Source organism: Parapusillimonas sp. JC17, from assembly GCF_052180245.1.
Lineage (GTDB): Bacteria > Pseudomonadota > Gammaproteobacteria > Burkholderiales > Burkholderiaceae_B > Parapusillimonas.
Genome location: NZ_CP197474.1, coordinates 59,486 through 76,771, shown reverse-complemented (window position 1 = coordinate 76,771; position 17,286 = coordinate 59,486). Strand labels below are relative to the sequence as shown.

The following is a 17,286-nucleotide window of genomic DNA, read 5'->3' as shown; positions in this document are numbered from 1 at the left end:
GCCTATGCAAGCCGACTACCGTATTGCGCCCGATCCGCGCGCCGACAGCGAGTCTCTGCGGGTGCGCTGGGCGCAGCACCGGCGCATCGTGAGGCGACGATGGCTCATCGTCGCAGCGCTGGCCGTGCTGACGATTGCCGCCGGCCTTGCCGACTTGTTCACTGGTCCCGCTTCGCTGCAGCCCGCACAAATCATCGGGGGGCTGTTGGATCCCGACACGCTCACCGTGCCCATGCGGGTGGTGCTCTGGCAGGTCCGCATGCCGGTCGCCCTGATGGCCTTGCTGGTCGGGGCCGCCTTGGCGCTGGCCGGCGCCGAACTGCAGACCATATTGAACAATCCTCTGGCCGAGCCGTTCACGCTGGGCGTTTCCTCGTCCGCCGCGCTCGGCGCCGCCCTGGCGATCGTGCTGGGATGGGGCGTGCTGGGCAGCGATGCCGCGTGGCTCGTGCCCGCCAACGCCTTCGTCTTCGCGCTGGCCTCGTTGCTGTTTCTACAGCTCATGGCTCAATGGCGCGGCGCCCAGACCCAGACTCTGGTGCTTTTCGGAATCGCCATCGGCTTCGCCGCGGGCGCGGTCCTCTCGCTGCTGCAGTTCATCGCAAGCGAGGATGCGCTGCAGCAACTCGTCTTCTGGAGCATGGGCAGCCTGGCCCGTGCCGACTGGGAAAGCGTCGCCATCCTGTCGGCGATATTGACGCTTACCGTGCCGTTCTCCTGGCGCGCCGCCGGCCAGCTCACCGCGCTGCGGCTGGGCGAGGACCGAGCCCGCAGCTTCGGCATCAACGTACCGTCCCTCAGGCGCTGGGCGTTGGTGCGCATCAGCCTGCTGGCGGCGACCGCCGTCGCCTTCGTCGGCACGGTGGGATTCGTCGGCCTGGTGGGCCCGCACGTCGCACGAATGATCGTGGGCGACGGGCACCGTCACCTGCTGCCCGCCAGCATACTGATCGGTGCATCCATGATGGCGCTCGCTTCAGTCGCCAGCAAGATGCTGGTGCCCGGCGTCATGCTGCCCATCGGTATCGTCACGGCGCTGGTCGGCCTGCCGGTCTTCATGGGGCTGATGATGCGTCAACGGGGGGGACGGGGATGAATGCCGCCCGATCGCTCAGCATCAAGAACCTGACCGTGCACTACCGCCGCCACGAAGTGCTCGCCGGCGTCGATCTATGCGGTATCTGCCCCGGCGAGATCATCGCGCTTGCCGGACCAAATGCGGCAGGCAAATCGACGCTGCTCAAGGCAATCGCCGGGCTGGTTCCGGCCAATGGCCAGGTTTTCTACGGAAACAGCAATTGGCTGGGCTGGACGGCACGCCAGCGTGTCGAACATATCGGCTTCATGCCGCAATCCATTCCCGAAGACAATAACCTGAACGTCCTCGAAGCCGCGCTCACCGCCTTGCAAAGCGGCGGCATCGGGCCTCGGCGCAAAGACGAGCTCGATGCATTGCGCGTCATCGAACGCCTGGGCATCGGCCACCTCGCCTTGCGTCCTCTGTACCAGCTTTCAGGGGGCCAACGGCAACTTGCCGCCCTGGCGCAAGCCGTCGTGCGCGGCAGCCCCGTCTTGTTGCTCGACGAACCCGTCAGCGCCCTGGACCTCGCACACCAGTGGCAGGTCATGCATGTCGCGCGCCGCCTTGCGGACGAAGGCCGGATCGTCATCGTCGTGCTGCACGACCTCGCCCTTGCAGCGCAATGGGCCGATCGGGTCGCCATCCTGCACCAGCGGCGCATCCATTCTTTCGGCCCGCCCAACGACACCATCACCGACGCCGCCCTCAGGGAAGTCTGGGGCGTGGAGGCACGGGTCCGGACATGCGAACGGGGCCGCGCCTTCGTACTCATAGACGCTTTGGCCAAGAACCCGGCCGCCTCATAACAGGAACACTTGCAATGACACACTTACGACTCAGCACCGCCGTGCGCGGCATAGACGCGCAGAAGGTACTGGACGCCATGCTCGAGCACCTGCGCGAGCATGACCTGGCCGCCGTACCTGGAGAAGACGCCTGGGACATCGATTACAGCGGAGCGCGGATTTCCCTTTCGGCCAAGTCCGACAGCTTGCACGCACACGTCGCCGCGCCCACGCAGGAAGCCCTGTACGATGCAAAAATGCTGGTCTTCCATCACATCGTCGAGTTCAGCTCGTGTGATCCCGAAGCCATCCAATGGCAAGGGGACAGCATCCAGCTCGCCCGGCCTCCCGCCTTTCGCCTGCTTACCGTCGAAGCCGTCTCCGACGTCGGCCCGCATATGCGCCGCGTGAGATTCCGTACAGAGGAACTAGCGCGGTATCACCAAGATGAAGACATCCATTGCAAGCTCATCTTCCCCCAGCCCGGCGTCCGCGATCCGGAATGGCCGACGCTGGCATCCAATGGCACGCCGCAGTTTCCGTCAGGCGAAAAACGTCTGGACATCCGCACTTATACGATCCGGCGCATCGACGCCGTACAAGGCTGGATGGATGTGGACTTCGTGCTGCATGACGATGCCGGCCCCGGCGCCGCCTGGGCGGCCCAAGCCGCCGGCGGCCAGCAGATAGGTCTGTCAGGTCCGGGCGGGCGCACCGCCCAGCCCGCGGATTGGATGCTGCTGGCCGGCGACGAAACCGCGCTGCCCGCCATCGCGCGCATCGGAGAGTCTCTCCCCTCAGAAACCCAAGGCATCGTACTGATCGAAGTGCAGACCCCTGCCGATCAGGTCGAGCTGCGCCTGCCCCCCGGCATGAGGCTGCGTTGGCTGCATCGTGGGACCGCCGCCGCGGGCACCGTCTCGCTTCTGAAAGACGCCATACAAGCCTGCGCCATTCCCGACGGCCCCGACCGCTATGTCTGGGTCGGAGCCGAGTTCGCGACCGCGCAAAGCGTGCGAGCATGGCTGCGCGATACCGTCGGACTCAGCGGTAAAGAGCAGCTCGTCGTCGCGTACTGGCGCTACGGCATGGACGAGACACAGATGAAGAGCGGAGCAACCCGCCGCGCCGCCGGCGACGCGGCCGAGAAGGCGTCTTCATGAAGCCCGGCCCGGGATCCGATCAAGCTTACGAAACAGCTGAAAAGACGCGATCCGGCGTTGCCGCCAAGCAGCGATGGTGGACACGCCTTGCGCTCGATGTAGATCCTTTGCGCCAGAGCGCGGCTTTCAGAAGCCTGTATCTCGCGCGCTCCGTTTCGATGCTGTCCATCGCCATCCTGGCCGTCGCGGTGGCCTGGCAGGTATATGGGATCAGCGCATCGTCCATCCACGTGGCGGGCGTCGGGATCGGCCTGGCGCTGGGATCGCTCGTCGGTCTCGTCTGGGGCGGAACTCTGGCGGATCGCGCCGATCGCCGGCGCATCATGATCCGGGGCCGCGCGGCTTACGTGGCCGTGGTGGCGATCTTGTGGGCCAACAGCCTGCGCGCGGAACCCGGCTTGCCGGAGATCTACCTGGCCACGCTGCTCAGCGGCCTGACCAGCGGCATCAGCGCACCCGCCCTCATGGCGGCCATGCCCAAGCTGATCCCACCTCGGCACTTGGCGGCGGCGGGCGCGCTCAATGCGCTGTCCATGGAGCTGAGCCGGCTCATCGGTCCACTGATTGCCGGCGCGCTGCTCGCCCACTACAGCATCGCCCTTTGCTACGGCGTGGTGCTGATCGGCGCGGCGCTGGTGCCCCTGCTGCTGGCCCGGCTGCCCAAGGACCTGCTGCAGCCCGATGCCGGCGCCAAGCCGGAGCCGGCATCACGGCCCTCGATGCTCGCGCAATGGCTGGACGGGTTCAAGCATGTCCGGCATAACGGCGTCATTGCCTGTCTGCTCGCCCTGGACCTCGCCATGATGCTGTTCGCCAGCGTGCATGCCCTGATGCCGCAACTCGGCCAGACCGTATTGCAGGGCGGGCCTGAAATGGTCGGCTATCTTTACGCGGCGCCCGCCTTCGGCGCGCTGGTCGTCGCCCTGACGTCCGGCTGGACTCGCAGGCTGACCCATCCGGGACGCCTCGTGATCGCCTGTGCGCTGCTGTGGGGTATCGCCATTGCGCTGGCGGGCGTGGCGGCAGGCGGCCTCACGGATGGCCTGCCGTGGGGCGCATGGGCGGTGCTGGCCTTTCTCGCCGTCTCGGGCATGGCGGATACCGCGTCGGACATCATCCGCGGCGCCCTGCTGCAGATACATACGCCGGACACCCTGCGCGGCCGCGTATCAGGGCTCTGGCTGCTCCAAGGCTACATGGGACCTGCCCTGGGCGGCCTGCAGGCCGGCGCGCTGGCCACCTTATGGTCCCCGGGCCGCGCCCTCATCGCCGGCGGCTCCGCCTGTACGGCGGTGGTCGCTTTGTTCCTGGCAATGCCCAACGGCAGGCTGCGCAAGCGCCTCTGGCGCCTGGAAGAATAGGGGTCGGACCCCGTACGGGGTCCGACCCCTCGCTATCCTGAATCCGGGGTCACACCCTCTAAGACCGGAAGGTCGGGGTCAGACCCCGCATGGGGTCTGACCCCTTAAAATACCGGCATGAACGACACCACGCCGAACCCCTCCACTCCTCCAAGCTGGTCAGACGCACCCGAAGGCTGGAACTGGCTGGCGCAGGACGAGGATGGCCGCTGGTTCTGGTACGCCGTCGAGCCCCAGCTCGGTGTCGCCGGCGGAGTCTGGCGTTCACCCCGGCGCGCACAACAGTTCGCGGCACAGGGCGCCCCGAATCCTGAATGGTACGAGAGCTGCCGCGAACGAGGCGGCGGCGCCTGACCCAGCGGCCGGGGTCTGACCCGTAGTGCCATTGGGGTCAGGCCCCATGCGGGGTCTGACCCCTCCCTCACACCCCCTTCAACAGCTCGCGCGCGATGATGAGCTTTTGCACTTCCGTCGCGCCCTCATAGATGCGCAGCGCCCGGATATCGCGATACAGACGCTCGATGGGACTGTTCTTCACAACGCCCTGGCCGCCGAACATCTGCAGCACACGGTCTATTACCCATTGGGCCGATTCGGTCGAGATCATCTTGGCCATGGCGGTTTCCGATGTCGAGGACCGTCCCGCGACGTCCCGTACCCACGCGGCACGATAGGTGAGAAGAGCGCTTTGGTCGATTTCCGCGGCAATGTCGCCGAATGCCGCCTGCGTCAGTTGAAAGTCCGCCAGCGTCTGACCGAACATCTTGCGCCGGCTTGCATGCCCTAGGCCTTCGTCCAATGCGCGCCGAGCGAAACCCAGCGCAGCGGCCGCGACCGAACAGCGGAAGACGTCGAGCGTGCGCATGGCCAGCTTGAATCCCTGGTTCAGGTCGCCCAGCATATTGGATGCCGGGACGCGGCAATCGTTGAAACGCAGCAAGGCCAGGGGATGAGGCGACATGACCTCTATCCTTTCCTCGATTTCCAGCCCCGGCGTATCGGCATCCACCACGAAAGCAGTGATACCCCGCGACCCGGCGTGCTCGTCTGTACGGGTGAACACGCAGTAGAAGTCCGCCAAGCCGCCATTCGAGATCCACGTCTTGCTGCCGTTCAGGACGAAGTGATCGCCATTGGGCTGAGCCGAGCAGGACAGCGCCGCCACGTCGGACCCCGCATCGGGCTCCGAAAGCGCGAATGCCGCGATGCGTTCGCCCGCGGCGACCGAAGGCAGATAGCGCTGCTTGAGCGCCTCGTTGCCGCCCAGCGATATCGCCCCCGAACCCAACCCCTGCATGGCGAATGCGAAATCGGCAAGAGTATGGAAGCGGCCCAGCGTTTCGCGGATGAGGCAGAGCGACCGCGAATCGAGCTGGGGCGAGCGGCCCCCCAGCCGGCCGCCCTCGCCGGAGGGCACGCAATGACGCAGCCACCCGCCCTTGCCCAGGCTGCGCACGAGGTCGCGGCAGGCCGCATAAACGTCCGTGTCGTCCAGGGCAGACAGGTTCTGGTCCCTGCACCACTGATCCAGATCACGCGCCAGATCGCGGTGTGCGTCCTCGAAGAACGGCCATTCCAGATGGTTGAATTCTCGGCTCGTCATTTGCGCCCCACCGCTTATTTGGTGTCCATGTTCTTGATGACGGGCGCCCATTTGTCTATGGTCTGCTGAATGTGCTGAGTGAAGGCTGCAGCATCCTTGTAGTCGGTTTTCAGGCCGAACTGGTCCGTGCAATTGCGAAATTGCTCCGTGTCGATGGCAACCTTGAACGCCTTGTCTATTTTGGCGACGACCGCGGGATCCATGCCCTTGGGTCCGACAATGCCCAGGATGCTGGGCGCCACCAGGTCATGGCCGGCCTCCACCAGCGTCGGCGCGCCGTCGAAGCCCGGCATGCGCGCTTCCGTGAATACGTTCAAGAGACGCAAGCGGCCATCTCGCACAAACGGAACCCATTCGGCTGTTTGCGCCATGACTTCGACGTCTCCCCGCACCAGCGCGGTCGAGGCCTCGATACCGCTCTTATATGCAACGTGGGTCCATTTCACCCCGGTTTCCTCGCCCAGCTTCACCATGGTCAAGTGCTGCGGCGTGCCGACGCCCGCCGTGCTGAATGCCACCGCGTCGGGTGCGCTCTTCGCTTTCTTGATGACGTCGTCCAGCGACTTCAAGGGCGAATCGGCACGCACCAGCAGGCCGACCTGATACTGCGCAACCATGGCGATGGGCGTCAGGTCCTTCATGACGTCGTAATCGATGGTGGGTACCAGAAACTGATTGAGCACGGCGCCGGTGGAAAGCGCCGCGATGCTATAGCCGTCGGGCTTCTGCCGCGCAATGTAGCCGATGGAAAGTGACGAGCCCGCACCGGGCTTGTTTTCGACAACGACCGATTGCCCCAGTTCTTTACTGGCAGTGAGCGCCAGGGCACGGAAACACATGTCCGTGCCGCCGCCGGCGCCATATCCGACGACCAACTGGATGGGCCGTGTGGGGAAGTTCTGGGTGGCTGCCTGGGCGGACGCCACGGAAAAGCCCAGGCCCATGAGGCCCAGCATCAAGTTGCGGGCGAAAGTGAAATTGGCGTGTTTCATTATTTGTCTCCTATTCGTTGAGCAATACAGCAACTTATAATAAACTAAAAGTCTAGCTTTGTAGACCTATAACCTGGATGTCGTGTGGGACATTCACAACTCGCTTGAACTGCGCTATATGGAAACTCAATTGAATGTGCTTGTCACCGGCGCCAGCCGGGGCATTGGTCGCAGTATCTGCGAACGCCTGGCCGACGACGGATACATCGTTACGGGCCTTGCCCGGACGCGGCCCGCGGACTGGCCCGATAGCATGCCATTTCATACCGTCGACCTGGGCGAACGCGATGCCGTCAAGCAAACCCTGGCGGAGATAACCGCCGGGTCGACTTACTACGGCCTCGTCAACAACGTAGGCTTCGTTCCCACAGGCCGCCTTGAAGACGTGGACACGACCGAGCTGTACAAAGCCGTGGCACTCAATCTCGAGGTCAACATCCTGTGCGCACAGGCGCTGTTGCCAGGCATGCGCGCGCTGGGGCGCGGGCGCATCATCAATATCGGCTCGCGCGCTGCCCTGGGCAAGCCCGCCCGCACGCTATACAGCACCACGAAGGCGGGCATTACCGGCATGACACGCACCTGGGCACTGGAACTGGCCGGCGACGGCATCACCGTCAACGCCATCGCTCCGGGCCCCATCGCCACCGAATTTTTCCAGGGCGCCAACGACGCGCAGAACCAGGCGACCCAGAAGCTGATCGCAGGCATTCCCGTCGGCCGCATCGGACAGCCCGAAGACGTCGCGCACGCGGTCGCCTATTTCATGGACGAGCGCTGCGGCTACGTTACCGGGCAGACGCATTACGTCTGCGGCGGCATCACCATAGGCGCAGCCTGAATACGGCCGCACACTTTACCCATCATCAATCCAAAGACAACGGAGACACGCATGACACGCTGGACAAATCGCCCCGAGGGCTCGAACTGGGGCGACTTCGGGCCCGACGATCAACTCGGGCGCGTCAACCTGCTGACCCACGAACAAGTGCTTAAAGGGGTGCGCGAGGTGCGCGAGGGCAAGGTATTTTGCCTGTCGCTGCCTCTGGATCTACCAGGCGGCATGGTGCTGAATCCGCGCCGCAAGCCGCCACGCCTGGCCGCCACCGAGCGCGACGGCGTGCCATACATGAACTTTCCCATGGAGAACCTCGATACCGCATCCATCGACGTGCTCAGCGATGACCAGGTTACGCTTTCCTTGCAGTACTCGACGCAATGGGACGCCCTGGCACACATCGGAGCTCAATTCGATGTGGACGGCAACGGCACGCCGCGCAAGGTCTACTACAATGGCTACCAGGCGGGCACTGACGTCCTGGATGCCCCCGGGCACGAAGAAGGCGAAGGCTGCTGCGATCACGGGGCCGGCTTCGGCGCCAAGAAGCTGAGCGTCGACAACTTCGCCGTCAAAGGCATGCAGGGCCGGGGCGTCATGGTGGATTTCGTGCGCCATTTCGGCCATGGGCGCACATTGATCGGCTACCAGGAACTCGCCGCGATCCTGGAATCCGACCGCATCCAGGTCGAAAAAGGCGACATGCTGGTGCTGCGCACGGGTTTTGCGGAAACCGTCCTGGAAATGGCCGGCAACCCCGACGGCGACAAACTGCACCACGCAGGCGCCGTGCTGGACGGCGCGGACACCCAGCTGCTGAACTGGATCACCGAAAGCGGCATCGCCGCGATATGCGCCGACAACTATGCGGTGGAAGCCTATCCCGCACGCACGGAAGGCGCCAAGAAATCCTTGCTGCCCCTGCACCACCATTGCCTTTTCAAGCTGGGGCTGCCCCTGGCGGAACTCTGGTACTTGCGCGACCTGGCCGAATGGCTGCAGGCCAACCAACGCAATCGCTTCCTGTTGACCGCTCCGCCCTTGCGCCTGCCCGGCGCCGTGGGTTCGCCCGTCACGCCCATCGCCACCGTTTGAACCCGCCACCATCAAGCATCGCCACGCCATGAACTTTGCAACGCTACTCGAACAACACGCCGCTCGGCGCCCCGAGGCCATCGCCTTCTACGACATTGACCGGCCGGTCCGGTACGGCGAGCTGCTTGCCGAGTCAGCCCGTGTCGCCGGCCTGCTGCATGCGCAGGGAGCCCGCCCGGGAGACCGGCTGGCGCTATGGCTGCCCAATTGCACCGCCTGGCTGGCGACCTTTCTGGCCTGCGCCCGCCTCGGCGTTACCGTCGTCTCCATGAACACGCGCTTTCGCAGCCGCGAAGTGGGCGACCTGATTGCACGGGGGCAATGCCGCTGGCTTGTCATGTGGCCCGCCTTCAAGGGCCTGCCGTTCCGGCAGATTCTGAATGATGTCGAGCCCGATCAACTGAAAAGCCTGAAGGCGGTCATGGTCGTGGGGGAAGCGAACGATGAGCCGGTCGTAGCGGGCGCCGCTTCATTCCATTATTCGGATACGGCTGCACCTGATGCGCTGAAGGCGGTCCCGCATGCGCCCGGCGACGCGTATGCCCTCGTCTACACGACCTCCGGCACGACGTCGCAATCCAAGCTGGTGGTCCATGACCAGCAAACGCTCATCAGCCATGGGCAGAATGTCGCGCGCTACTTTGGCATTGGGCCGGACGACGCCGTCCTGCTCGGCGCGCCGCTGTGCGGGGCGTTTGGATTCTCGTCCGCACTTGGCGGCCTGGCGGCCGGCGCGCCGCTGGTTTCGTCGCCCATCCTGAATCCGGCGGAATGCGCCACGCAGATCCAGCAAAGACGCGTTACGCACACCTTCGCCAACAACGAACTGCTGGATCGCATCCTCGACGCGGCCGAAGGCCAGGACCGGCCTTTCCCCTCTCTGCGAGTGGCGGGCTTCGCCAGCTTCGCCCCCTCGCTGGAAGACTTGCCCGAACGCATGGAAAAGGCAGGCATCAAGCTGGTCGGCCTGTATGGTTCCAGCGAGCTGCAGGCGCTGACTGCCGGTCAAGCCGTGGATGCCCCCTTGTCCGAGCGCCAGCGCGCGGGCGGACACCTGGTGGCGCCCGACGCTCGCGTCCGGGCACGCGATGTGGAAACGAACGACATCCTGCCGCACGGCGAAGTGGGTGAAATCGAAATCCTTGCGCCCAGCCTGATGAAAGGGTATCTGGACAACGAAGCGGCCACAGCCAAGGCCATCGACGCCGAGGGCTACTTTCGCACCGGCGACCTGGGCCATACGGTCGATGATCACAGCTTCGTTTTCCATGCCCGGCGCGGCGACTTCCTGCGGCTCAGCGGCTTCCTGGTCAATCCGCTGGAGATCGAAAACTTCATCGAAAGCCTTGACGGCGTGAATAATTGCCAGGTGGTCGGCGTGGCGCATGAAGACAAGACCGTGCCCGTTGCGTTTGTCATCGCCCAACCCGGCGATGTCCTGCGGGAACAAGACATCATCGCTGCCTGCAAGGCTCAGCTGGCCGGCTTCAAAGTGCCCCTCAGGGTGGGCGTCGTCGACGCCTTTCCGGTTGTAGAGAGCGCCAACTCGAATAAAATCCAGCGGGGCAAGCTCCAGGAGATGGCGCTCAGGCTGCTGAATACCACCTGACACGACTTCCCGGCTGCGGATCCCGCCTTGCGATTTCAGAAGCACACCATGTCCGACCATAGCTCGAACCAAGCGGCCATGAGCCGCAGCCGCCAGCCGCTCTACCTGCAGCTGGCAACAGAGTTCAGGCGTTGCCTGGACTCCGGCGTGTGGCCCGTCGGCCACCAGATACCGCCCCTCTTGGAGCTCATGCAGACCTATCAGGTGTCGCGCATGACGCTACGCAATGCCCTCAGCGTTCTGGAAGCAGACGGCCTGATTTCCAGGCGCCGGGGAAAAGGGACTTTCGTCGAACGTCGAAGCAATGCGGCGTATTCGCTTTCTTTGCCGACCAGCTGGCAAGAAGCCGTCGCGCTCAGCGACGTACTGGGTACGCATCGATTCGTGGAGTCGGAGCGCAGCGCCAAGCAACTGCCGGCCTTCAACATGGCATGCAGCGGCAAGCCGGCGCCCTCCTATCAATATCTTTGCCGGCTGCATAGCAGCGACGGCGTGCCCTATTGCTACAGCGAGGTCTACGTCGCCGACAAGCTTTTCACCAAGCACCGAAAAGCCTTCCTCGCACAAGCGGCCGCGTCCGTCATCGCACGCATCCCGGGGCTGACCATATCGGAATCCCGCCAGCGGCTGACGATCATCAACGCCAGCTTCCAGTCCGCCAACGCCCTGCTTCTTCAGCCCGGCGAAAGCGTGGCGGAAGTCGTCCGCTACGCTTGCGCCGACGGCATCATCATCTATTACGCCCGGCTGGAATTTCCGACGAAGTTCGTCAAGCTCGAGCTGGACATGCTGGCGCGCTAAGACCAAGGGGTCGGGGTCAAGGGGTCAGACCCCGTACGGGGTCTGACCCCAACTACTCTATGCCATACGGGGTCTGACCCCACACCCTACGCCACCACCTGCCCGGACTCCACGCCGAACTGCCTGACGGCGTGGCGCGCAGCGGACGTGAGCACGCGGCCAACCGACGGGTCGCATCCGCTGCGGTGCCAAAGCAGCATGTTGCCGTCATGGCGCGCAATGTTGGCCAGCACGGCGGCGCTGATATCCACCTTCTGATTGATCTGCCCGGACTCCTTGCCGGCAGTAAAGACCTCGGTCAGCAAGGACTCCATGTGCCGGTAATAATCACGAACGGCCTCGCGCACCGGCGTATCCTCATTGTGGAATTCCAGGCTGGTCAGCACCAGGATCACCAGATCATTGGGGTAGGTGGCGGCCCACTGGGCTTGCAGTTGCACAAAGGCCTCCAGCTTCTGCACCGCCCCGTCCGGCATTGCGCGGACGCGGGCGGCCGTCGCCACGATGGAACGTTCCTGGATCCGCGCCAGCAAGTGCAGCAACAGGGTTTCTTTCGTTTTGAAGTAGTAGTAAACGGCCCCTTTGGTAAAGCCCGCCACCGCTGCCACCTGCTCCAGGCTGGTGTTCGAATAGCCCTTTTTTGCAAAAAGCTGCAAAGCCGCGCTTTCGATTTTTTCGATGCTTACTTCACTGTCGCCTCTTTTGCTCGCCATGACAATGCCATTCCTTTTATGATGCCTTTCCTCAGGCGGTCAGGTCACGCAGCGCCACCTCGGCGCGCTTTCTATCCCAGACATCGGGCTGGGCCATAACATCCTTCAGCATGGCCCTTTGCAGCTTGCCGGTCGCCGTCCGGGGAAGCACAGCCATGCGGCACAAGTAGCGCGGTACCATGAAATGAGGCAGCTCGCCGATCAGGAACCGCAAGAAATCCACATGATCCAGCTCGAACCCCGGCTTCATGACCAAGCATAGCAAGATGTCGTCATCGCCTTCGAACCCGGAGGGCACCCCAAGCGCCGCCGCCTCCTTGACCAGCGGATGCGCGAGCGCCGCGGCTTCGATGTCGCCCGCGGAGATGTTCTCGGCGCGGCGCCGGATCCGCTCTTTTGCGCGATCGACGAAATACACATAGCCGTCGGCATCGACATAACCGCAATCGCCCGTATGGAACCAGAAGTTCCTCCAGGCTTCCAGCGTTTTCTCCGGCATGCCCAGATAGCCCTGCATCATGGTCCAGGGCACTTTTGGCCGGAGCAGGAATTCGCCGACCGTTCCGGCGGGAAGTTTCATGTCCGTGGCGGGATCGACCACCGCGAAGTCGAACCAGCTTTCGTCCACCCGGCCGCAACAGCCCACCCGCAAGGGTTCATTGGGATCCACCCAGCATGCCACCCCGGTTTCCGTCATGCCCCAGACTTCTTGCCCCCGAACGCCGAACCGGGCCTCGAAGGCCGCGGCAATGCGCTTGGGAAAAGGCGCCGTGCGGATGAGGCGCAGCCGGTGGTCCTTGTCGGAGTCGGAAGGCGGTTGGGCATATACCATCTCGAGCATGGGGCCGTGCGCCGCGGTAATCGTGGCGCCGTAGGCCCGGATTCGATTCAGCCATTCGCCGGGCGTGAAGCCCGTATCGAGGACGATCCTGCCACCGACCGACAAGGTGGCCAGCACCGACATGAACTTGCCCGCCATGTGATACATGGGATAGAAGGAAAAAAAGATATCGTCGGCCTGCAAGCTCGTCTTGGCGGCCGAGAGCCTGGAAAGCAGAGCGATCTGGCCATGGGGCATCATGACGCCCTTGGCGGGCCCGCTGGTGCCGGAGGTATAGATCACGGATCCGATATCCCATGGCATGGCGGCCTGGGCGGCAAGGCAGTCCGGCGGCGCAGCTTCCAGATCGCGAAAGCGCAGGATGCTGAAAGGCGCGTCGGTGGGCCAATCGGCCTGGTCGGCGTCGTCCATCAGGACGATGGTGCGCAGATGCGCAAGCCGCGATTGTGAACGCAGGATCACCGGCAGATGATCCGAAGTGGTCATCAGGATCTGCGCCGCGCTGAGATTGGCCGCATGCTCCAGACTCTGGCCCTTGTATCCCGTGTTGATGCTGACGTCCACCGCATTGATCAGGTTGACCGCCAGCCAGCCGTGCACTGCCAGGTGCGTGTTGGCCAGCATGATCAGCACTCGCTGCTGCGGGCGCACACCCTGCTGGAACAGGCATCTGGCCAGATACGAAACGTTTTCCCAGGTCTGGTCATAGGTCTCGGACACCCCGCCCACGACCTCGAGCGAAGGACGGGAGCCATACCGCCGCACGGAGTCCTTGAGTATGCCCGGCACCGTCCAGGCCGAGTCGAGCTTGTCGGGCACTGCCAGGGCCGCTGTACCGGCTGTCGAGCCGCCCTGCTCCTTCATCGCAATCATGTCCTGCACCTTGGTCGATCCCTGCCCGTTCAATTAAGTATTATCTATTGAGCACCTCGTCTCGATGAGCGCCGAGCGCGGGCGGCCCACGCCGGATCGTTGCCGGCGTCCTGGAAAGCTTCAGGGGATTGGCCACCAGGCGCATGTCTTCCTGTCCTTCGACCGGAACCGCCGTGACCAGGCCGTTTTCGTGGGTCTGTGCGTGCGCCAGCGCTTCGTCCAATCCGAGGATGGGCGCCGCGAGCACCCCCTCGCCTTGTAGCCGGTTGACGCTTTCCTCGACCGTCATGCCGCCAAAGAGCGGTCTGAGCACGGCTGCGATTTCTTCCTTGTGACGCGCCTGCGCATGCTTGTCCTGCCATTCCGGCCTGAGGGAAAGGTCTTCAATGCCCAGGGCTCGGCAGATCAGCTGCAAGGGATTGTCGCGGAAGAATCCGATGACGCTCAGCCAGCCGTCGCTTGCCTCAGCCGTGAAATTCAAGGCCCGCTCGTACCATCGAGTTTCGTAATCATAGTTCAGGAGAGTCGACGCCTCAAGGCTCTGCATGGCGATCAGCGCGCTGAACAATGAAACATTCACTTGCTGGCCGCGCCCCGACCGGCCGCGTTCCAGGAGCGCCAGCAATATGCCCTGCGCCAGCAGCACGCCCGATGTGTAGTCCGCGATCGGCACGTTGATGAAGGTGGGATGGTCACCGCCGGCGGTGGTCTTCTTTCCCAGGCCGCTGATCGACTGGATCAGGAAATCCTGTCCCGCCATGCCGGACAGGGGGCCCGTCTCGCCGAAGCCGCTGGCTGCGGCATAGATCAGGCCCGGATTCAAGGCCTCCAGCCTGTCGTAGCCGAATCCCAGTTTCTCCAGCACACCCGGCCGGTAGTTGTGCATGAGGACATCGGCCTCCTTCACCAGCTCGATGAATGCCGCGCGATCGTTCTCGTCCTTCAGATTCAGGCAGATGGAGCGCTTGTTGCGGTTCACGGCCGCGAAGTATCCGCCCATTTTTCCCCGGGCGGCCGCAACCGTGTCGCTGTGGCGCAGGGAATCCCCCTTGCCCGGCTTCTCGATCTTGACGACATCGGCGCCGAAGTCGCCCAATATCTGCCCGGCCAGCGGCCCTTGAAACACTTCGCAAAGCTCCAGTACCTTGATGCCTTCCAATACCGATGACATGTCGCGCTCCGTTCAACCCGCATAGACGTCTTTGGCGATCATCAGGCGCTGGATCTGGTTCGTGCCCTCCCAGATCTGCGTGACCTTGGCATCGCGCAGCATGCGTTCCACCGGATAATCCTTGAGATACCCATAGCCGCCATGCAGCTGGACGGCATCCGTCGCCACCGACATGGCGGCGTCGGTGCACATGACCTTGGCCATGGACGCATATTTCTTGGCGCCCGGATCATCGTTCATCACGAGCGTGGCGGCATGCATCAACAACGCCCGCCCCGCCTCCACCTTCATGGCCATGTCCGCCACCATGCCTTTCACCATCTGGAAGTCGGACACCGGCCGGCCAAACTGCTCCCGGCCCTTGGTATAGGCGACGGCCTCGTCGAGCGCCCCTTGCGCGATGCCCAGCCCGTGAGCCGCGTACTTCAGCCTGGAGGCCAGGAGCCCGGCCCGGATGTATTCGCCGCCTCGCACGGGATCGCCCACCACGCGGTCCAGGGGAATCAGGCAATCGTCCAGGATGACGTCCGACGTGGGGCTGCCGCGCAAGCCCATCTTGCGCTCCGGCGCGCCGAAAGAAACCCCCGGGTCCTGCCTGTTGACCAGGAAGATCCCGAACTTGTCACCCTCGGTGCGCGCGAAGATCAGGTACCAATCCGCCCAGCCGCCATTGGTGATGAAGCGCTTCGTACCATTGAGCAGCCATCCGTTGGCCGTCCGCTTCGCAGAGGTCACCACGCCCATGAGATCCGAACCGCCCTTGGGCTCGGTCAGCCCCCAGGCCGAGCGCTGCTCGCCGCGGACCACGGAAGGAATGATGCGGCGCTTCTGTTCGTCTGAACCGAAGCGCTGCACCAGCATCATGATCCAGCAGGTGGAGACGGTCGTTGCCGACGAAGCGCAAACCCGCGCCAGCTCTTCCACCGTGATGATCTGCGACAGTACGTCTCCTTCCTGGCCACCGAACTCCTCGGAAAAAGGCAGGCCCGGCAGGCCGAGCGCGAGACTGGCTTCGTAGGCCTCCATGGGAGGACGCTCTTCTTCGTCGACCTTGGCCGCGAAGGGCGCGACCTTCTCCTTCGCAAACCGGCGCACCTGGTCCCGGAACGAGCCGTACATTTCATCGTAGTGGGTGATCTTCACGCATTTCTCCTGAGAATCCGATAGCAAGTATTCATGGTTTAGAACGAGGTCATCTTGGGCGGCCAGGTCCGGGAAGGAATCCGATTGCGTTCCGACTCCGGGCTTGCCAGCGCGATTTCCTCAGGCGTCAATCCGGCGCCGGCCAGGATCTCATCGGAACGGTCGGCCGTATTCGTTGCCGGCGGCCGGAAAGACGAGCCTCCGAAACGAGGAACGACGGGCACGCTCTCCGGAGAACTATCGGCATGGCGCTGGGCGATATGCGGATGCGACCAGACCTCATCCGGTGCCAGTACGGGCATGACGCAAGCATCCTTGCCCTCGAACAGCTTCGTCCATTCGTCCCGGGGTTTCTGTACGAAGGCGTTTTCGAATGCTTCGCGAATGTCGGGCCAGATGCGCATGTCCATGTGGTCCGGCACCTGCGTGCCCATCATGGTGGTCCAGAGATTCGTGAAGAATTGGGTCTCCAGCGCACCCACGGAAATGTACTTGCCGTCCGCGCAGCGATAGCAGCGGTAATAAGGGGCGCCGCCGGCCAGCAGTCCATCGCCGCGCTCCGGCAGGATCGGCGTCTTCCAGACCGGCCAGTGCATCGCCATCAATGACAGGCAGCCGTCAATCATGGCGGTATCGATGTACTGACCGGACCCCGTGCGGGTCCTGTCGAACAAGGCCGTCACGATGCCGAGCGCCGCGATGAAGCTGCCGGAAGCGAAGTCCGCCAGCAGGTTCAAGGGCGCCGAGGGAGGGCCGTCTTTCGGACCGACCGCGCCCATCACGCCCGTCAGGGCCAGGTAGCTCAGGTCATGCCCGGCTTCCTGCGCCAGGGGCCCCTCCTGGCCGTATCCCGTCAAGGAACAATAGATGAGGCGAGGGTTGATTTCCTTGAGTGTTTCATACCCCGCGCCCAATCGCGCCGACACGCCCGGGCGGAAGCTTTCGAGAAATACGTCTGCGGTGCGGCACAAGCGCTGCAGCGCCTCGCGGCCCTCCGGCGCCTTGAGGTCCAGCTTGATGAAATGCTTCCCACGCGAAAACGTGGCGATGGGGTTGCCGGCCCGGCCGCCGCCCACCACGATCACCTCCGCACCAAGATCCGCCAGCAGCATGCTGCAGTACGGGCCGGGTGCGAGCCGTGACATATCGATGACTCGTATCCCTTCGAGAGGCCGGCGCGCCCCGGCGTTTTTGCTTTCTGGTTTCGTAGCGCTCAT

General features: G+C 63.9%; 16 protein-coding genes. 9 read left to right on the top strand and 7 right to left on the bottom strand.

Going from position 1 to position 17,286, the window contains the following annotated elements; translation table 11 throughout:
* Window positions 1–4 precede the first annotated feature (4 nt).
* The 5 genes from ACSBPU_RS00355 (at window position 5) to ACSBPU_RS00335 (ending at window position 4,744) form a co-directional block, all read left to right on the top strand.
* A complete protein-coding gene (locus ACSBPU_RS00355) occupies window positions 5–1,096 on the top strand; it encodes a FecCD family ABC transporter permease (RefSeq protein ID WP_442594540.1) in 1,092 nt (363 codons plus the stop codon).
* Window positions 1,093–1,887, top strand: coding sequence for an ABC transporter ATP-binding protein (locus ACSBPU_RS00350; protein ID WP_442594538.1), 795 nt, complete (start codon window positions 1,093–1,095; stop codon window positions 1,885–1,887). Before ACSBPU_RS00355 ends, ACSBPU_RS00350 begins: the two co-directional genes overlap by 4 nt.
* A 14-nt stretch (window positions 1,888–1,901) precedes the next feature.
* Window positions 1,902–3,029 (top strand): DUF2218 domain-containing protein, encoded by a 1,128-nt coding sequence (locus tag ACSBPU_RS00345; protein ID WP_442594536.1) that lies wholly within the window; start codon window positions 1,902–1,904, stop codon window positions 3,027–3,029.
* Window positions 3,026–4,390 carry an MFS transporter gene (locus ACSBPU_RS00340; protein WP_442594534.1) on the top strand — a complete coding sequence of 455 codons (1,365 nt, stop codon included), beginning with the start codon at window positions 3,026–3,028 and terminating at the stop codon, window positions 4,388–4,390. Before ACSBPU_RS00345 ends, ACSBPU_RS00340 begins: the two co-directional genes overlap by 4 nt.
* 117 nt (window positions 4,391–4,507) lie before the next feature.
* The gene (locus ACSBPU_RS00335; RefSeq protein WP_442594532.1) at window positions 4,508–4,744 is read left to right on the top strand and encodes a hypothetical protein; all 237 of its coding nucleotides are present in this window, start codon (window positions 4,508–4,510) and stop codon (window positions 4,742–4,744) included.
* 67 nt (window positions 4,745–4,811) lie between these two features.
* Here ACSBPU_RS00335 and ACSBPU_RS00330 read toward each other — a convergent pair whose 3' ends face one another.
* A complete protein-coding gene (locus ACSBPU_RS00330; RefSeq protein ID WP_442594530.1) occupies window positions 4,812–5,993 on the bottom strand; it encodes an acyl-CoA dehydrogenase family protein in 1,182 nt (393 codons plus the stop codon).
* Between the two features lie 14 nt (window positions 5,994–6,007).
* The gene (locus ACSBPU_RS00325; protein WP_442594528.1) at window positions 6,008–6,985 is read right to left on the bottom strand and encodes a Bug family tripartite tricarboxylate transporter substrate binding protein; all 978 of its coding nucleotides are present in this window, start codon (window positions 6,983–6,985) and stop codon (window positions 6,008–6,010) included.
* Between the two features lie 118 nt (window positions 6,986–7,103).
* Here ACSBPU_RS00325 and ACSBPU_RS00320 point away from each other — a divergent pair, with 118 nt between their 5' ends.
* Genes ACSBPU_RS00320 through ACSBPU_RS00305 form a run of 4 tightly spaced genes read left to right on the top strand, consistent with a single transcriptional unit; the run spans window position 7,104 to window position 11,328 of the window.
* A complete protein-coding gene (locus tag ACSBPU_RS00320) occupies window positions 7,104–7,826 on the top strand; it encodes an SDR family oxidoreductase (protein WP_442594526.1) in 723 nt (240 codons plus the stop codon).
* Between the two features lie 51 nt (window positions 7,827–7,877).
* Window positions 7,878–8,918, top strand: a complete 1,041-nt coding sequence (locus ACSBPU_RS00315; protein ID WP_442594524.1) for a cyclase family protein — start codon at window positions 7,878–7,880, stop codon at window positions 8,916–8,918.
* Window positions 8,919–8,946: 28 nt separating this feature from the next.
* On the top strand, window positions 8,947–10,527 hold the full coding sequence (locus ACSBPU_RS00310; protein ID WP_442594522.1) for an AMP-binding protein: 1,581 nt from the start codon (window positions 8,947–8,949) through the stop codon (window positions 10,525–10,527).
* Window positions 10,528–10,575: 48 nt separating this feature from the next.
* Window positions 10,576–11,328, top strand: coding sequence for a GntR family transcriptional regulator (locus ACSBPU_RS00305; RefSeq protein ID WP_442594520.1), 753 nt, complete (start codon window positions 10,576–10,578; stop codon window positions 11,326–11,328).
* 86 nt (window positions 11,329–11,414) lie between these two features.
* Here the strand turns inward: ACSBPU_RS00305 and ACSBPU_RS00300 are convergent, their stop codons facing one another.
* Genes ACSBPU_RS00300 through ACSBPU_RS00280 form a run of 5 tightly spaced genes read right to left on the bottom strand, consistent with a single transcriptional unit; the run spans window position 11,415 to window position 17,286 of the window.
* Window positions 11,415–12,041, bottom strand: coding sequence for a TetR family transcriptional regulator (locus tag ACSBPU_RS00300; protein ID WP_180071409.1), 627 nt, complete (start codon window positions 12,039–12,041; stop codon window positions 11,415–11,417).
* 31 nt (window positions 12,042–12,072) lie between these two features.
* Window positions 12,073–13,755, bottom strand: coding sequence for an AMP-binding protein (locus ACSBPU_RS00295; protein ID WP_442594517.1), 1,683 nt, complete (start codon window positions 13,753–13,755; stop codon window positions 12,073–12,075).
* A 40-nt stretch (window positions 13,756–13,795) separates the two neighbouring features.
* Window positions 13,796–14,926, bottom strand: a complete 1,131-nt coding sequence (locus ACSBPU_RS00290; RefSeq protein WP_442594515.1) for a CaiB/BaiF CoA transferase family protein — start codon at window positions 14,924–14,926, stop codon at window positions 13,796–13,798.
* Window positions 14,927–14,938: 12 nt separating this feature from the next.
* Window positions 14,939–16,069: an acyl-CoA dehydrogenase family protein gene (locus ACSBPU_RS00285; RefSeq protein WP_442594513.1), complete on the bottom strand. Its 1,131-nt coding sequence runs from the start codon at window positions 16,067–16,069 to the stop codon at window positions 14,939–14,941.
* Window positions 16,070–16,107: 38 nt separating this feature from the next.
* Window positions 16,108–17,286 carry a CaiB/BaiF CoA transferase family protein gene (locus tag ACSBPU_RS00280; RefSeq protein WP_442594511.1) on the bottom strand — a complete coding sequence of 393 codons (1,179 nt, stop codon included), beginning with the start codon at window positions 17,284–17,286 and terminating at the stop codon, window positions 16,108–16,110.

Bases quoted from the DNA above. Each gene is read 5' to 3' on its own strand.
- ACSBPU_RS00280 (WP_442594511.1), bottom strand. From the start codon at position 17,286: ATGAGCGCTACGAAACCAGAAAGCAAAAACGCCGGGGCGCGCCGGCCT.
- ACSBPU_RS00345 (WP_442594536.1), top strand. From the start codon at position 1,902: ATGACACACTTACGACTCAGCACCGCCGTGCGCGGCATAGACGCGCAG.
- ACSBPU_RS00310 (WP_442594522.1), top strand. From the start codon at position 8,947: ATGAACTTTGCAACGCTACTCGAACAACACGCCGCTCGGCGCCCCGAG.
- ACSBPU_RS00315 (WP_442594524.1), top strand. From the start codon at position 7,878: ATGACACGCTGGACAAATCGCCCCGAGGGCTCGAACTGGGGCGACTTC.
- ACSBPU_RS00295 (WP_442594517.1), bottom strand. From the start codon at position 13,755: ATGATTGCGATGAAGGAGCAGGGCGGCTCGACAGCCGGTACAGCGGCC.
- ACSBPU_RS00355 (WP_442594540.1), top strand. From the start codon at position 5: ATGCAAGCCGACTACCGTATTGCGCCCGATCCGCGCGCCGACAGCGAG.
- ACSBPU_RS00325 (WP_442594528.1), bottom strand. From the start codon at position 6,985: ATGAAACACGCCAATTTCACTTTCGCCCGCAACTTGATGCTGGGCCTC.
- ACSBPU_RS00330 (WP_442594530.1), bottom strand. From the start codon at position 5,993: ATGACGAGCCGAGAATTCAACCATCTGGAATGGCCGTTCTTCGAGGAC.
- ACSBPU_RS00320 (WP_442594526.1), top strand. From the start codon at position 7,104: ATGGAAACTCAATTGAATGTGCTTGTCACCGGCGCCAGCCGGGGCATT.
- ACSBPU_RS00305 (WP_442594520.1), top strand. From the start codon at position 10,576: ATGTCCGACCATAGCTCGAACCAAGCGGCCATGAGCCGCAGCCGCCAG.
- ACSBPU_RS00290 (WP_442594515.1), bottom strand. From the start codon at position 14,926: ATGTCATCGGTATTGGAAGGCATCAAGGTACTGGAGCTTTGCGAAGTG.
- ACSBPU_RS00350 (WP_442594538.1), top strand. From the start codon at position 1,093: ATGAATGCCGCCCGATCGCTCAGCATCAAGAACCTGACCGTGCACTAC.
- ACSBPU_RS00300 (WP_180071409.1), bottom strand. From the start codon at position 12,041: ATGGCGAGCAAAAGAGGCGACAGTGAAGTAAGCATCGAAAAAATCGAA.
- ACSBPU_RS00335 (WP_442594532.1), top strand. From the start codon at position 4,508: ATGAACGACACCACGCCGAACCCCTCCACTCCTCCAAGCTGGTCAGAC.
- ACSBPU_RS00340 (WP_442594534.1), top strand. From the start codon at position 3,026: ATGAAGCCCGGCCCGGGATCCGATCAAGCTTACGAAACAGCTGAAAAG.